The organism is Sphingomonas kaistensis, assembly GCF_036884275.1.
GTDB lineage: Bacteria > Pseudomonadota > Alphaproteobacteria > Sphingomonadales > Sphingomonadaceae > Sphingomicrobium > Sphingomicrobium kaistense_A.
Map to the genome: position 1 here is coordinate 1,861,233 of NZ_CP145607.1, position 15,045 is coordinate 1,876,277.

At 66.8% G+C, this 15,045-nt stretch carries 14 protein-coding genes; 3 read left to right on the forward strand and 11 right to left on the reverse strand.

Annotation, left to right across the window (positions count from 1 at the left end; genetic code table 11):
* The first annotated feature begins 22 nt into the window (after window positions 1-22).
* Window positions 23-1,075: a glycosyltransferase gene (locus V6R86_RS09020; protein WP_338503898.1), complete on the forward strand. Its 1,053-nt coding sequence runs from the start codon at window positions 23-25 to the stop codon at window positions 1,073-1,075.
* 24 nt (window positions 1,076-1,099) lie between these two features.
* Window positions 1,100-2,047, forward strand: a complete 948-nt coding sequence (locus V6R86_RS09025) for a glycosyltransferase family 2 protein (protein ID WP_338503901.1) — start codon at window positions 1,100-1,102, stop codon at window positions 2,045-2,047.
* Here V6R86_RS09025 and V6R86_RS09030 read toward each other — a convergent pair.
* The 8 genes from V6R86_RS09030 to V6R86_RS09065 form a co-directional block, all read right to left on the reverse strand.
* Window positions 2,022-3,023: a glycosyltransferase gene (locus tag V6R86_RS09030; protein WP_338503902.1), complete on the reverse strand. Its 1,002-nt coding sequence runs from the start codon at window positions 3,021-3,023 to the stop codon at window positions 2,022-2,024. The two genes, V6R86_RS09025 and V6R86_RS09030, sit on opposite strands and share 26 nt — an antisense overlap.
* 157 nt (window positions 3,024-3,180) lie before the next feature.
* Window positions 3,181-4,164, reverse strand: a complete 984-nt coding sequence (locus V6R86_RS09035) for a glycosyltransferase (RefSeq protein WP_338503903.1) — start codon at window positions 4,162-4,164, stop codon at window positions 3,181-3,183.
* A gap of 17 nt (window positions 4,165-4,181) precedes the next feature.
* Window positions 4,182-5,657, reverse strand: a complete 1,476-nt coding sequence (locus tag V6R86_RS09040) for an oligosaccharide flippase family protein (RefSeq protein ID WP_338503904.1) — start codon at window positions 5,655-5,657, stop codon at window positions 4,182-4,184.
* A complete protein-coding gene (locus V6R86_RS09045; RefSeq protein WP_338503905.1) occupies window positions 5,654-6,121 on the reverse strand; it encodes an N-acetyltransferase in 468 nt (155 codons plus the stop codon). The genes V6R86_RS09040 and V6R86_RS09045 overlap by 4 nt, the downstream gene beginning before the upstream one ends.
* The gene (locus V6R86_RS09050) at window positions 6,118-7,221 is read right to left on the reverse strand and encodes a DegT/DnrJ/EryC1/StrS family aminotransferase (RefSeq protein ID WP_338503907.1); all 1,104 of its coding nucleotides are present in this window, start codon (window positions 7,219-7,221) and stop codon (window positions 6,118-6,120) included. Before V6R86_RS09050 ends, V6R86_RS09045 begins: the two co-directional genes overlap by 4 nt.
* The gene (locus V6R86_RS09055; protein ID WP_338505459.1) at window positions 7,218-7,730 is read right to left on the reverse strand and encodes an FdtA/QdtA family cupin domain-containing protein; all 513 of its coding nucleotides are present in this window, start codon (window positions 7,728-7,730) and stop codon (window positions 7,218-7,220) included. Before V6R86_RS09055 ends, V6R86_RS09050 begins: the two co-directional genes overlap by 4 nt.
* Window positions 7,727-8,722, reverse strand: a complete 996-nt coding sequence (locus V6R86_RS09060) for an SDR family NAD(P)-dependent oxidoreductase (protein WP_338503909.1) — start codon at window positions 8,720-8,722, stop codon at window positions 7,727-7,729. Before V6R86_RS09060 ends, V6R86_RS09055 begins: the two co-directional genes overlap by 4 nt.
* Window positions 8,723-8,731: 9 nt before the next feature.
* A complete protein-coding gene (locus V6R86_RS09065) occupies window positions 8,732-10,048 on the reverse strand; it encodes a UDP-glucose/GDP-mannose dehydrogenase family protein (protein ID WP_338503911.1) in 1,317 nt (438 codons plus the stop codon).
* Window positions 10,049-10,152: 104 nt separating this feature from the next.
* Here V6R86_RS09065 and asnB point away from each other — a divergent pair, with 104 nt between their 5' ends.
* Entirely contained in the window at window positions 10,153-12,123 is a 1,971-nt protein-coding gene (asnB, locus tag V6R86_RS09070; RefSeq protein ID WP_338503913.1) for an asparagine synthase (glutamine-hydrolyzing), read from the forward strand.
* On the opposite strand, the gene V6R86_RS09075 is transcribed toward asnB, so the two are convergent.
* From V6R86_RS09075 to surE, 3 genes are read right to left on the reverse strand one after another with little or no spacing between them, the layout of a single operon-like run.
* Window positions 12,120-13,778: an ABC transporter ATP-binding protein gene (locus V6R86_RS09075; RefSeq protein ID WP_338503915.1), complete on the reverse strand. Its 1,659-nt coding sequence runs from the start codon at window positions 13,776-13,778 to the stop codon at window positions 12,120-12,122. The two genes, asnB and V6R86_RS09075, sit on opposite strands and share 4 nt — an antisense overlap.
* Entirely contained in the window at window positions 13,775-14,113 is a 339-nt protein-coding gene (locus V6R86_RS09080; RefSeq protein WP_338503917.1) for a hypothetical protein, read from the reverse strand. Before V6R86_RS09080 ends, V6R86_RS09075 begins: the two co-directional genes overlap by 4 nt.
* Complete coding sequence (surE, locus tag V6R86_RS09085; protein ID WP_338503919.1) at window positions 14,110-14,880, reverse strand: 5'/3'-nucleotidase SurE; 771 nt, start codon at window positions 14,878-14,880, stop codon at window positions 14,110-14,112. Before surE ends, V6R86_RS09080 begins: the two co-directional genes overlap by 4 nt.
* Between the last annotated feature and the right edge of the window lie 165 nt (window positions 14,881-15,045).

The window sequence follows — 15,045 nt, forward strand, 5'->3', positions numbered from 1 at the left end:
GATCGCCTTCTTCCTGCCGGGCATGGACGGAGGCGGCGCGGAGCGGGTGCAACTCGAGATCATGCGGCATCTCGTCGCCGCCGGCCACGAGGTGCATCTGGTACTGGCGTTCGGCGGCGGGGTGTTGCTTCCGCTGGTACCTGCCGGGGTCAAGCTCGTCGAGCTGCGCTCTTCGCGGCTGGCCGTCAGCGGGGTCGGGCTGATGCGCTATCTCAAGGCCGAGCGCCCGTGGTCGTTGCAAGCGATCATGTGGCCCTGCACCGTTATCGCCGTTGCGGCGAAGTTCCTGGCCCGCTCGACGACAAAGCTGGTCTTGAGCGATCACACATTCCTCTCCGATCATTATGCCGGGACCCGCAATCGCCTCGCACTGCGGCTGAGCATGAGCCTGCTCTATCCGCGCGCCGAACACCGGGTCGCGGCATCGAAGGGTGCCGCCGCCGACGTGGCCAAGCTTGCCGGTCTGCCGCCACATGCGGTCGAGGCGATCTACAATCCGGTCGCTCTGCCCGACGCGGTCGCATCGACGGCCGAGACGCGGCAGGCGTGGTCAGGCGCATCGCCGCGCATCATTTCGGCGGGATCGTTCAAAGCCGAAAAGAATCACGAGCTTCTGATCCAAGCTTTCGCGCTAGTAGCGAGGCAGTATCCGGACGCCCGCCTGATCATCCTCGGCGACGGCGCGTTGCGGGTAAAGCTCGAGGCGCTGCGCGATCGCCTCGGGCTTCGCGATCAAGTGGTGTTGCCCGGCTTCCAGCTCGATCCCTGGCCATTCTACGCCGACGCCGATCTGTTCGTCCTGTCGTCGGATTACGAAGGCATGTCGCTGGTCCTCGTCGAAGCGCTGCATGCGGGACTGCGCATCGTCAGCACCGATTGCGAAGCCGGGCCGGCGGAATTGCTCGAGGGTGGACGCTTCGGCCGCTTGGTTCCCGTCGGCGACGCGAACGCGCTCTGCCGGGCCATGCTCGACGAACTAATCGAGCCGCCGAACCCCGAGCGACAACGGGCTCGCGCCCTTGCGATCAGCGGGCCGGCCGCTCTCCAGCGCTACGAAGAACTGCTTGCCGGCTGAGGGCAGGGGGTTAAGCCCGCTTCCGTGACCGACGTCAGCATCATCATCCCCACCTTCAATCGCGCCCCCCTGCTTGGCGAAGCGATCGACAGCGCGCTGGCGCAGGGCGGCGACAATGAGGTGATCGTGGTCGACGACGGGTCCACCGACGATACGCCCGCTTTGCTGGCGCGCTATGGCGACCGGATCAGTGTGCTGCGGCAGCAGAACCAAGGTCCGAGCGCCGCGCGTAATCTGGCGGCGAACGCAGCACGCGGTGAATATCTGTTCTTCGCCGACTCCGACGATCTGATCGAACCGGATGCGGTGTCGATGCTGCTCGGCGAAGCGCGTCGACTGGGACCCGGCAACATCCCGTTCGGACACGCGACCACGATCGACGGTAGCGGCCGTCCCTGCGCAGGTACGACCTACGGGTTCAGCTCTGCCCGAAATGGCGATGCATTCGATCTGGCGGCGTTGTTGTCAGGAACCATGCCGCTGGGCCTGACGCTGCTTCCCGCGCCGATGTTTCGTGATCTCGGCGGGCTTCGCCGCGATCTCCGGCTCGGCGAGGACCATGAGTTCTCGCTTCGCGTGTATGCCGCGGGCTTCCGCTATGTGGCGAGCGACATTCCAACCATCAGGGTGCGGCTGCACGATGCGCCGCGGCTGTCGGGCATCGCGAATGAGCGATTCGGACATCGAGCGATCACCTTATGGTCCGCAATCAGCGAGCTGGCGGCCAGGCTTCCCGACTTCGACGAGCGGGCGCGCGAGGCCTTGGCGACCCTGATCTGGATCGCGGGGCGGGACGCGGCGCGCGCCCGCTCGCGACAGGCCGCAAACCACTTGTTCGCCATGGCCAAAGCCATCGATCGCCGCGCCGGAAGGTCGGACCCGTTGTTGCTGCGGGTACTCGGCACCGGCATCGGTGCGTACCGTACGGAGCGCGTCGCCGAGAGGATCAAGCGCCTGGTTCGCCGTCGCTAGAGTCGGCCGAGCCGCCGCTTGGCTTCGAGTTGCAGGCTCCACAAGGGCGGCGCGAGATACATAAGCGTGGGGCGAAGCCGATCCCGCCAGGAAGCTCGCGATTCCGGAGCACCCTCGCCGCGCACCGAAATCGTTTGCCGTAGGAAATGCTGGCAAGCGCCAGCGGCGCGGCATGGCGCGCTTCCTGCCGGGCCAGGAGATCGCGCAAGGCAGGATTTACGGTGAGGTCGGGCCGGGCGTCCAGGTCGCGCTGCATCTGCGCAAAACCGTCGCGCAGCCAGCGCTGTACCTTCAGCCCGCTGCCCCACAGGGCTTCGCGCGCACCGTTGGAAAGGAAGTCGGCCGAGATACCGCCCGTACGATACCGCACCAGCGGCTCCGCGACATAGGCGATCCCCCCGCCCAGCGCGGCCCGGAAGGGCAGGATGCGATCCTCGCAATGAATGTCACGGCCAAGCGGCGGAAATCGCTCGAACAAGCGGCGCGACCAGGCTTGGGTCGCACCCATCACGCCTTCGCCGCCCGCTGCCAATTGCAGCGGAGTGGAGTTGGTGCGCAGCAATGCAGACGGCTTCATCACCTCGCCCACAACTCCGTCGGGCGAAAGGCTGCGCGCGTCGCTGTGGAGAAGGTCGGGTCGGGGTGACCCTGCCAACCATGCCGCAACCAAGCGCTCGACGCGATGGGGCTCGGACAGGTCATCGCCCGCATTCACCACAATCAATTCGCCCGACGATAGCTCGGCAACCTTTTGGATGTGCGCGCCGATGTGAAGGTTTGACTCGTTGCGGTTCAGCCTGACCCGGTGCGGACCGCGGTAAGTGGCGACGAGTTCCTGCATCCGGGCAAAGGTCCCGTCCGGCGAGCAGTCGTCGCTGAGGATGATTTCGAGTGGCTGATAGGTCTGTGCGAAAGCCGCATGCACGGCCGCTTCGACGTAATCTTCCTGCTTGAAGGCAAGCAAGACAAGAGTCACCAGGGGGGCCTCTGGAACGCTCATGGCAGGCGGGTCGCAACCTCGAAATTCGTGCCGACCGAGCACCTTTTATATGAAGGGACGATTGGAACAAGAAAAGAGGGAAAAGCGCCCTTCGCGATCGAGTGCGGCCTGCAAAGAATGCTCGTTGTTGCGCCTACAACCGGCCCAACCGCCGCTTCACCCCCAGCTGCAGGCTCCACAGGGTGGGCGCGAGATACATGAAGGAATATCGCAAGCGATCGGCCCTGCTTATCTCCGCATTGCGCAGGAGCCTGCCGGCAACGGCCCACCTCGCTGGCCATGATACCTTTGCGAGATCCAAGGGCGCCTGATGCCGCGCGAGCTGTGCTGTCAGGGTGGTTCGAAGAGTGCCGTCGCGATCGAGGTCCGGCCGTGCGTCGATGTCCCGCAACATCTGCTCCAAGCTACTGCAGAACCAGCGCCTGACTTTCAGGCCACTACCCCAGAGGGCGTTGTGCGCACTGTCCGACAGAAAGTCCGCGGAGATGCCGCCGACGCGATGCCTGACGAAGGGCTTGGCGACATAATGATTGCCGCCCAGCAGCGCGGCGCGAAAGGGAAGCACCAGGTCTTCCGACGTGATCTCGCTGCTTAGGGCCGGAAAACTGTCGAACAGGCGCTTGGTCCATGCCTGGCTGGCGCCGATCACGCTTTCCCCTGCCATGGCAAGTGCGGCCGGCCGGACAGACGATCGCATCAGGGGAGCGGGTTTTGCGATCATTCCCAAAGGCGTCCCGTCCATTGCGATCTTGGACACGTCGCTGTGCAGAAGATCAGGCTTCCTGTCCTCCGACAGCCAGGCAGCGACGAGGCCTTCCACGCGGTCGGGTTCGGAAATGTCGTCCCCGGCGTTGACGACGATCAGATCCCCGTTGGATAGACCGGCGACCTTCTGAACGTGCCCGCCGATGTGCAGATTTTCTGCATTCCGATTCAACCTGACGCGGTGCGGACCTCGATAATTGGCGGCGAGATCCTGCATACGGGCGAACGTGTCATCCGGCGAACAATCGTCGCTGAGGATGATCTCCATGGGCGAATAAGTCTGGGAGATCGCCCCCGCAAAGGATTCGGCGATCAGATCTTCTTGATTGTAAGCGAGAATGACAAAGCTCACCAACGGACGCGTCGGGGTCATCGACCCGGCAGCCGTATCCTGATCCCGGCGCGCGCGCTCAGGCTTCGCACGGCGACGAGGGCAAGCACGCCCGCGGCAAGGATCGCGGCAAGGGCTGCGACCCAGAAATTCCAGCTCGCAAGGACCATGAGGGCGGCGCCCGCCCCGACGAGCGCCAGCAGCAGCTTTCTGTTGCCGGCGTCGATAGAAACCGAAAATCCGCGGGCGCAGACGATCAGAAGCACACCGGCATAGACCAAATAGGAAAGGGCGTAGGCCATGCCGGCGCCGGTCAGTCCGAAGGTCGGAACCAGCAGGAACGACGAGGCGACGAGCACGGCGGTGTAGAGGAACTCGACCGCCATGAAGGCGCGGCGATTGTCGCTGGTCAGCAGTACAAAGCCGAGCGCCCATCCGGCGATCTTGAGGAGATCGCCGAGGAGCTGCCACCGGAGCATCCATTCGGCGCCCTGAAAAGCCTGGGAATAAAGGAGCGAAAGCACCAGAGGCGCCGCTCCGATCATGCCGACGATCAGCGGCGCGGCGAGCAGCAAGGCCGAATGTAGCTGCTGATTGACGATCCGGGACCGCTCGGCGCTATCCATTGCGGCGGCGCTGATGCGCGGAAAATAGTCCGCGGCCATCGCGCCCAGCACCAGGGTGATGTTCATCGAGGTGATTGCGATCACCGCCTGGAACAGGCCCGCCGCTTCGGTGCCGCCGTCGCGCGCCACCACCGCACGCACCGCGGCAAGCGAGAGCAACTGAGCGACGGAGGTAATGGTAAGCGGTACCCCGAGCCGAAGAAGCGCCTTCCATTCGCGGCCGATGCCAGTCCGCGAAGTCGCTGGGGCACGCGGCAATTCCCTGGGAGCGACCGCGATGGCGACAAGCCAGGTCGCCAAGGGCACCGCGACGACCGCGATCAGGATGCCCGTTTGCCCGAGGGAGTAGACGGCGGGAAGGGCGATCAGCGTCGCTAGCAGCGCGCCGCCGACCTTGACCATACTCAGCGCCTTAATCCGCTGCAGCCCCTGCAGAACCCCTTGCTGGGCGGCGCCGAGGATGGAGAAGGCGACCGCCAATCCCGACAGACCGACCAGAAAGGCCAGCGAGGGATCGTCGGCGGCCAGCCGCGTCGCGGCGTCCCGGAAGAACCACAGCCCCGCTGCGCCAAGGAACGCGAGGGGAATGGTGGCGAGCCACAGCGCATGGCGGACCGTGGCCTGTTGCCGCGGTGACGGCGCCGCGGCGATTTCGCGCACCGCGGCCGCCGAAAGTCCAAGGCCAAGCACCGCCGAAACGAGACCGCTGACATTGGCGAGAATGCCCATCAGCCCGATACCGGCGGGGCCGACCATCAGGGCGAGAAGCTTCACCCGAACGATGCCGATAAGGATGGTTCCGACGGTGGCGCCGCCGACGATAGAGGTCGACGTCAGGATGCGGCGATAGGAGGATTGTTCGCTGGTCGGCGCCGCGCCCGCGCTCACGCCAGCCGTCTCGCCGGATTACCGACCCATGTCTCGCCCGGCGGGACATCGCGGGTAACGACGGCGCCTGCTCCGATCATCGCACCCGCGCCGATACGAAGCCCGGGGAGGATGACCGCTCCCGCCCCGATCGACGCCCCGCGTTCGATCACGGTACGGGCATAGTCGGCCGGATGCTGGCGCGAGCGGGGCTGCTTGTCGTTGGTGAACGTGGCGTTGGCGCCGCAGAACACATCGTCCTCGAGCGTGATCCCGTCCCAGACATAAACCCCGCACTTCAGCGTCACCCGGTCGCCGATCACCGCGCCGCCTTCGACCAGGGTGTGGGCGTTGAGATTGCAATCCGCGCCGATCCGCGCGCCGCTCAGGACGATGGCGAATTGCCACACGCGGGTGCGGGCGCCGATCTTGGCATCGGGCTGGACCTCGGCGCGCGGATGGATCTGGGCGGCGGGATCGATCACGTTGCGGCGGCCCGGCGGACGGCCTCGACCACCAGCTCGGCCTGCTCTCGCGCGAGGTGCGGACCGATCGGCAGGCTCAGCACCTCGTCCGCCAGCCGTTCGGCGATGGGGAAGGCGCCTTCGCCGTAGCCGAGGTCGGCATAGGCCTGCTGGCGGTGCGGCGGGATGGGATAGTGGATGAGGGTCTGAATGCCCGCTTCGGCCAATTGCGCCTGCAGCCGGTCGCGCTCGGGGCTGCGAACTACGAAAAGGTGCCAGCAAGGGTCGGCCCATGCGGGCACCTCGGGCAGGACGAGGTTCGTCTCAACCAAGGCGTCGAGATAGAAATTCGCGGTCACTCGCCGGCGCTCGTTCCACTCGGCAAGATGCTTCAGCTTGACGCCAAGCACCGCGGCCTGAACCGGATCGAGGCGGCTGTTCACCCCGCGCACCTCGTTCACATAGCGCCGGTGACTGCCGTAATTGCCGAGCGTGCGGATGCGGTCGGCAAGCTCGGCATCGTTGGTCGTCACCGCTCCAGCGTCGCCCAGCGCGCCGAGGTTCTTGCTCGGGTAAAAACTCCAGCACACGACATGGCCGTACGCGCCGACCGGGCGTTCCTTGTAGCGCGCGCCATGCGCCTGCGCCGCGTCTTCGATCAGCTTCAGACCGTGCCGCTCGGCAATCTCCAGCATGGGATTGAGGTCGGCGGGCTGGCCGTAGAGATGCGTGGGAAGAAGCGCGCGGGTACGGATCGTGATCGCCGCCTCGATCTTGGCCGGATCGAGGTTGTGCGTGCGCTCGTGGGGTTCGACCAGCACCGGGGTCGCCCCCACCATGCTGATTGCGAGCAGGGTCGCGATATAGCTGTTGCTGGCGGTAATCACCTCGTCGCCGGGACCGATCCCCAGCGCGCGCAAGGCAAGGTGCAGCGCATCGAGGCCATTGGCGACCCCGACACAATGCGCCGCATCGACCGAGGCTGCGAACGCCTGTTCGAAGGACGCGACCTCCGGGCCGCCGATGTACCAGCCGGACCCAAGCGTCCGCGCGACCGCCGCGTCGATATCCGTTTGCAGCGCGTGGTAGGCGGCGCCGAGATCGAGAAAGGGCACGCTCACCCCGCCGCGCCTTCGACCAGCGCCAGAAAATCGTCGTGGTTACGAATATAATCGGCTTCGTCGTAATGGTCGTCGGCCAGCACCAGCAGTACGCAGCCGGGCGAAAAGTCGTGCATCTCGTGCCAGACCATCGGCGGCAGAGTTAGTCCGCGGTCGGGACGGTCGAGGGTCACGCGGACTTGCTGCGTGCCGTCGTCGAGCAGGATCTCGCACGACCCGCTCACCGCCATGATGATCTGCTGCAAGTGGCGATGCGCATGAAAGCCGCGGCTGACACCTTCCAGCGTGCCGAAAATATAATAAGCGCGGCGGATGTCGAAGGGCACGTCCTTGCCCTCTTCCAGCGCGACCAGCCCACCGCGCTCGTCCCCGCGCAGGGCGAAGTCGATGATCCGGCAGCCGGCAGGAAGGGTTGGCAGGGTAAAGCGGCACTCCGGAAGGACTCTGCCGCCGCTTCTAGAGACCGGGGGGGAGGTGGCAATCCCTCTCCAAAATGGAGAGGGTTTCAGCGATTATGATAGTGGCGGAACCACTCTACGAAGCGCGGCACGCCTTCGTCGAGGCTGGTCCGGGCTAGGAATCCCGTATCGCCAGCGATGGCGCTGGTGTCGGCGAAGGTGTCGGTCATGTCGCCGGGCTGCATCTCGGCATAATCGACGATGGCAGTGCGGCCGGTCGCCTGCTCGATCAGCGAGACGAGGCGGCCGAGTTCTTCCGAGCGACTGTTGCCGATATTGTAGATGGCGTGAGCGCTGTGGCTTCCGCCGGGCTTCGCGCTGCCGTCGGCGGCGGGCGGGCGGTCGAGGGTGCGGATCAGGCCGTCGACGATGTCGTCGATGAAGGTAAAATCGCGCCGCATCCGGCCGTGATTGAACAGCTTGATCGGACGCCCGGCGAGGATCGCGTCGGTGAATAGCCACATCGCCATGTCGGGCCGCCCCCACGGACCATAGACGGTGAAGAAGCGCAGGCCCGTCTGCGGCAGGGCGAACAGGTGGGCGTAGCTTTCGCTGAGCAGCTCGTCCGATTTCTTGGTCGCGGCATAAAGCGACAGGGGCCGGTCGGCGCGCTGGTCGACCGACATCGGCAGGGTCGTCCCGCCGCCATAGACCGAGGAGGAGCTGGCATAGACGAGATGGCCGACCTCGCGCTGCCGCGCCAGTTCGAGGATGTTGGCATGGCCGACGAGGTTGGAGCGGATGTAGGTCGCCGGCGCTTCGAGGCTGTAGCGGACCCCGGCCTGCGCCCCGAGATGCACGATGCGGTCGATCTCCGCGCCGGCGAGTGCCGCTTCCAGCGCCTCGGCATCGGCGAAATCGAGCTGGTGAAAGGTGAAATCGCCGCCCCGCCGGTCAAGCTCGGCCAGCCGGGCCTGCTTCAGCGCCGGGTCGTAATAATCGTTGAGATTGTCGATCCCGATCACGCGCTCGCCGCGGGCGAGCAGGGCGCGGGCGACATGCATCCCGATAAAGCCCGCCGCGCCCGTGACGAGAACCGCCATGCCGGTCGATCAGCCCTGCCGCTCGCCGCGCCCGATGCCGCGGTAGGAGAGGCCGGCCCGCTCGACGTCCGCGCGGTCGTAGACGTTGCGCAGGTCGATAAGATGCTTGGAACGCATGGTGCCGGCGAGACGGCGCAGGTCGAGCGCGCGGAATTCGTCCCATTCGGTGACCAGCACCAAAGCGTCGGCCCCGGCCGCGACTTTGTAGGCGTCCTCAGCGAAGGTGACGCCCGGCAGCATCGGTTCGGCCTGCTCGCGGCCGACGGGATCGAACGCGATCACTTCCGCGCCGCCTTCCTGCAGCCGCTTGATCAGGGCGAGGCTCGGCGCGTCGCGCATGTCGTCGGTGTTGGGCTTGAAGGTCAGACCCAGCACCCCGACCTTCTTGCCCGTGAGCTCGCCGCCGATCGCCTCGCGCACGCGGTCGGCCATCGCAGCCTTGCGGGCATCGTTCACCTCGACGACCGAATTGACGATGCGCATGCCCACACCCTCCTTTTCGGCGGTCTGAAGAAGCGCCAGCGTGTCCTTGGGGAAGCAGCTTCCGCCATAACCGGGTCCGGCGTGCAGGAACTTGGGCCCGATGCGATTGTCGAGGCCGATCCCGCGGCTGACTTCCTGCACGTCGGCGCCGACCGCTTCGCAGAGGTCCGCGATCTCGTTGATGAAGCTGATCTTGGTCGCGAGAAAGGCGTTGGCGGCATATTTGATCAGTTCGGCCGTGCGGCGGCCGGTGAACAGGATTGGAGCTTTGTTCAGGAACAGCGGGCGATAGACCTCGCGCAATACCTCGCGGGCGAACTCGTCTTCGGCGCCGACCACGATCCGGTCGGGAATCTTGAAGTCGCGGATGGCGGCGCCTTCGCGCAAGAACTCGGGGTTGGACGCGACGCTGGTACCTTCGGGCGCGCCGTTTTCCAGCAAGATGCGGGTGATCTCATCCCCGGTGCCGACCGGGACGGTTGACTTGGTCACCACCACCGCCTTGCGGGTCAGCGCGCCGGCAATCTCCTTGGCCGCGGCATAGACGAAGCTGAGGTCCGCATGACCGTCGCCACGGCGGGCGGGAGTGCCGACCGCGATGAATACCGCGTCGGCGTCGCGGATCCCCTCGGCAAGATCGGTGGTGAACTTGAGGCGGCCATGCTCGGCGTTGTGCTTGACCAACGCCTCGAGCCCCGGCTCCCAGATCGGCATCTTGCCCGCGAGCAGGCCTTCGATCTTTTCGGGCATCTTGTCGACGCAGGTCACGTCATGGCCGAAATCCGCGAAGCAGGCTCCAGAAACCAGGCCCACATAGCCGGTGCCGATCATGCAGATGCGCATCGTATTCCTTATTCTCTTCCCTGTTTTGCCGGGCACTAGCGGGGGCGAACGCCGCTGGCCAGCCCGCTTCCCTGCCACGACAGCGGCGGGTAGAGGCTGTGGCCATGTGCGGTATCGCGGGATTGCTGGGCCCCTCGGCGGGTGACGAACGGCTGCTTGAGGCGATGGCCGGTCCGATCAGGCATCGCGGGCCCGACGCGGGCGGCGTGTGGGCCGACCGCGAGGCAGGCATCGGCCTTGCGCATCGCCGCCTGGCGATCGTGGACCTAAGCCCCCAGGGCGCGCAGCCGATGGTCTCGTCCAACGGCCGCTATGTGCTGAGCTACAATGGCGAGGTCTATAACCACCGCGACCTGCGTGCAGAGCTCGATGCCGCGAGCGCGACGCCGGATGGCGGCTGGCGCGGGCATAGCGATACCGAAACGCTGGCCGAGGGTATCGCGCATTGGGGCCTGACCGCGACGCTGGAACGCGCGGCGGGGATGTTCGCGATTGCCGTGTGGGACCGGGAAACCCGGACACTCAGCCTCGTGCGCGACCGGTTCGGCGAGAAGCCGTTATATTACGGGTGGATCGGCAAGGATCTTGCCTTCGCGTCCGAGCTGAAATCGCTGCGAATCCTGCCGGGCTTCGTCGGCGAGATCGACCGGGAAGCGGTCGCGGGCCTGTGCGCCCGGTCCTACATTCCGGCGCCGCTCTCCATCTATCGCGGCATCTTCAAGCTGCTGCCGGGCTGCATCCTCGAAGTGACCCCCGCCGCTGCTACCCGGACCGAACCGCCACGCGTGGGCGAAGCAGGGCAGGGGCTGCGCTTGACCCGTTATTACGATTATCCAGCGGTCGTCGCGGCGGGCCTCGCCGATCCGATCGCCAGCGAATCCGACGCGCTCGACGCCGCCGAAGCCGCCTTGCGCCAGGCGATCGCCGATCAGGCGGTGGCCGACGTGCCGGTGGGCGCCTTTCTGTCGGGTGGGTTCGACAGCTCCACCGTGGTCGCGCTTTACCAGCAGGTGTCGGGCCGCCCCGTCCGCACCTATTCGATCGGCTTCACCGAAGCGGGCTTCGACGAAGCGCCCCATGCCAAGGCGGTCGCCGCGCATCTCGGCACCGAGCATCACGAACTTTACGTGACGCCGCACGAGGCGATGGAAGTGCTGCCGCTCCTCCCCTCCATGTACGACGAGCCGTTCGCCGACAGCTCGCAGATTCCGACCTATTTGGTCAGCCGCTTTGCCAAGGCCGGCGTGACCGTGGCGCTGACCGGCGACGGCGGCGATGAATTGTTCGGCGGCTACAACCGCCACGTCATCGGCCCGGCGATGTGGAAGCGCTTGCAGCCCATTCCGGCGGGCCTTCGAGCCCTCGGCAAACCACTCGGCAGCCTGCCGCAGCGGTGGTTCGAGCTGCTCGTCCGCAACGGCCCGCGCGGCAGCGGCGCCGCGCGCATCGCCAAGGGCTTGCGCGTCGCGACCCACGCGCAAGGCCCCGACGACATCTACCGCGCCTTTATCGACGAATGGGCGTTCGAGCGCAGCCCGGTGCTAGGCGCCGCGCCCGTGCCGGACGTGCCGTTTTCGCTCGCAGGCGCCAGCCCGGCCGAGCGAATGATGGTCGGCGATGCGCTCGGCTATCTCCCCGACGACATCCTGTGCAAGGTCGATCGCGCGTCGATGGCGGTCAGCCTCGAGACCCGCGTGCCGTTCCTTGACCATCGGCTGGCGGCGGTGGCGGCGCGGATCTCGATCGGGATGAAGATCGCCGACGGCCGCGGCAAGCTCATCATCCGCAAGATCCTCGACCGCCATGTGCCGCGCGAACTGACCGACCGGCCCAAGGCGGGCTTCGGCATTCCTGTTGGCGAATGGCTGCGCGGACCGCTCAAAAGCTGGGCGGACGACCTTTTGTCGGAAGAACGCCTTCGCCGCGACGGCCTGTTCGATGTCGCTGCGATCCGCGGCCGCTATGCCGAACATCAGGCCGGCCACCGCGACAGCACGGTTGCCTTGTGGTCGATCCTGATGTTCGAAAGCTGGCTGGACGCGCAAGGCTCGACCGGCCTGTCCGACGCCGCCTAGACCAGCCGCCCGCGCTCCAGCCGCAGCACCCGGTCGCAGCCGGCGAGCATCGTCTCGCGGTGCGCGATGACGAGGATGGTGGTGCCGCGCTGTTGCAATTCGTCGAGCGCGCGAAGCACATGCGCTTCGGATGCGGGATCGAGCGCACTGGTTGCTTCGTCCAGCACTAGCAGCGGCGCCGGGGCGTAGAGCGCCCGGGCCAGCGCGAGCCGCTGGCGCTGGCCGCCCGACAGCAATTGCCCGCGATCGCCGACGCGGGTTTCGAGGCCCCGCGGCAGCGCGGCGACAAGATCGTCCAGCCCGGCGAGCCGCACCGCTTCATCGACCCGCCCGCGGTCGGGCGCGGGGTCCATGAAGGCGATGTTGGCGATGAGAGTGGCATCGGCGACGAACGGCGCCTGCGGCACATGCGCGACATTGCGCTGCCACGAAGGCACGTCGGCAGGCTGCAACGCCCGGCCGTCAACCAGCACCTCACCGCGCGAGGGGAGAAGCAGCCCCATGACCAGATCGGCAAGCGTGCTCTTGCCACTGCCGTTGGGCCCGACCAGCGCGATCCGCTCGCCGCGGCGAAGGAAGAGGTCGATGCCCGCAAGCGCCGGCTCGTTGCGTCCCGGATAGATGAAATCGACGTCTTGAAGCGCGAGGGTCGCGGTGAAGGGCAGGGGCGGCGGTGGCGGTGAGAGATCGAGATCGGGCTCGGCCAGCATTGCCGCCATCCGTTGCTGGATCGCCCCGGTCGAGGTCAGGGCGTTGAGGCTGTGATTGATCGTCTGAAGAAGCGGAAGCAAGCGCTGCGCCCCGAGCCCCAGGGCGGCGAGCGAGGGGAGTGCCGCGATCAGCCCCCCGCCGCGCTGCGCCAGCCACCAGGCGGCAAGCGCCAACGCGGCAAGTCCGACGCTCTCGACCAGGATACGCGGCACGCCTTGCGCGATAAGCATCCGGGTGCGGGCGTCGGCGAACTCGCGATCGATCCGGGTGAAACGCTTGGCGGCGGCGGCGCGCGCGCCGGCAAGGATCAGTTCGCGCATCGCGCCGACGTTGTGCTGCACCGCCGCGATCCGCTCCTCATAGCCGTCGCCAAACGCGGCCCCCGACCGCCTCATGCTTGTGCGCACGAGGAGATTGGCGCCGGCGAACAGGGCTACGAGCAAACCCGCGGCGGCGAGCGCGATGGGGGCGTCGTACCACAGGAGAGCAGCCAGAATGCCGAGCGCGAGGACCGCCGCGGCGCCGGCCTGCAGCAGCGGAAGCAACACTCCGTAAAGCCATTGCTCGGCAAACTCGATCGCGGCGAGCGGACCGCTGGTGTGGGCGGCGACATGGGTCGGCCAGTCGCGCGCAAGCACCCGACGTTGCACCGCGACGATCAGCCGGTGCCCTGTGTCGAGGGCCAGCCGCTGGGTCAGCACCAGCAGGGCGAAGCGGATCACACCCGTCGCCAGCACCGCGCCGACGAACAGCAGGATGGAACCTGTCTCCGCCGCGCCCGCCGTCCCGCCGAGCCACTGGCGAAGCAAAGCGACCAGGCTGGCAAGCAGCGCGAACTCGAACAATCCGCCGATGACGGTAAGCGCGGCAAGCAGCGCCAGCCGCCGCCGTCCGCCGGCCGACAGCGCGCCGAGCACCGATCGCAACGACCGGAGCGGGCTCACCGCCGCCGACCGCCGAGGAGTCGCGGGTGGCGGCTGGCAATCCACCAGAGGAGAGTGGGCAAGAGCATGGTGCCGAGAAGATCCCGCGCCCCCTCGCCAAGCTGCATCGCCAGGGAAGGCCAGCGCTCCAGCCACAGGTCATAGGCTTCGTTGGCAAGCTCCAGCCCGAGCACGATCAGCCACGGCCATTTGCTCGCCAGCGAGGTGCGCAGCAGCGCGGCGACTATCAGCTGAAGGACCACGCCGCCCATCACATGCAGCGTGTCCATCGGCCAGCCCGTAGCGTGCCGCACGAACTCCTTGATCTCGAACCAGACCGCGGGGTCGAAGCTCATCGGTTGGCGAAGCGATCCGCCAGCGCCTGCAGCGATGCGTCGTGCGTCAGGTCGAGGTGGAGCGGGGTGACCGACACATGCCCGTCGGCGATCGCCTCGAGGTCGGTCTGGTGGCCGGGCGTCTCGATCGAAGGGCCGAGCCCGAACCAGTAATAAGGATAGCCGCGCGGGTCGGTCCGCTGGACGATGCGGGTGCGGCCGTAATCGCGGATCCCCTGGCGGACGACCTTGATGCCCTTGACCTCTTCGGGTGCCAGCGCCGGGAAGTTGACGTTGACCAATGTGCCGGGCGCGTGCGGGATTTGCAGCAATTGCTCGAGCACGCGCGGCGCCCAATGCTGCGCGGCGGCGAAGGGCACGGTGTCGCCCATGCCTTCGCGGGCATAGACCTGGCTCAGCGCGATCGAGCGCACCCCGGCCAGCGCCCCTTCCATCGCGGCCGAGACCGTGCCGCTGTAGGTCACGTCCTCGGCCAGATTGGCGCCGCGATTGATCCCGGAGATGATCACGTCCGGTCGCTCGTCGGGCATCAGGTGGAACAGCGCCATCAGCACCGAATCGGTCGGCGTTCCCGCCACCGCAAAGCGCCGCTCGCCAAGCCGGCGAAGGCGGACCGGGCGGGTCAGGGTCAGCGAATGGCCGGTGCCTGACTGCTCCTCGGCCGGTGCGACGATCCACAGGTCGTCGGTAAAGGCGCTGGCGACCTCCTCGAGCAGCTTCAGGCCCGAGGCGTTCACCCCGTCATCGTTGGTAAGGAGAATGCGCATGGCCTCGCTATGCGCGAAGCCAATGCTGCGGTGCAACCTCCACCGGCGACCCGAAGGTTGCGTTATTTTGGCAACATGGTGAGCGAAAGCTGTTTCAGCGCTTGTTCACGACCTTGGCTTTAAGTAGAGGCGCGGCAGAGCTCGAAGTGGGCTTGTTGATGGAGC

Excerpts from the sequence above, each read along its gene's own strand:
- V6R86_RS09060 (WP_338503909.1), bottom strand. The coding sequence starts at position 8,722 with ATGGCGGTTCTCGTCACGGGCGCGGCGGGCTTTATCGGGATGCATGTC.
- asnB (WP_338503913.1), top strand. The coding sequence starts at position 10,153 with ATGTGCGGTATCGCGGGATTGCTGGGCCCCTCGGCGGGTGACGAACGG.
- surE (WP_338503919.1), bottom strand. The coding sequence starts at position 14,880 with ATGCGCATTCTCCTTACCAACGATGACGGGGTGAACGCCTCGGGCCTG.
- V6R86_RS09065 (WP_338503911.1), bottom strand. The coding sequence starts at position 10,048 with ATGCGCATCTGCATGATCGGCACCGGCTATGTGGGCCTGGTTTCTGGA.
- V6R86_RS09080 (WP_338503917.1), bottom strand. The coding sequence starts at position 14,113 with ATGAGCTTCGACCCCGCGGTCTGGTTCGAGATCAAGGAGTTCGTGCGG.
- V6R86_RS09020 (WP_338503898.1), top strand. The coding sequence starts at position 23 with ATGGACGGAGGCGGCGCGGAGCGGGTGCAACTCGAGATCATGCGGCAT.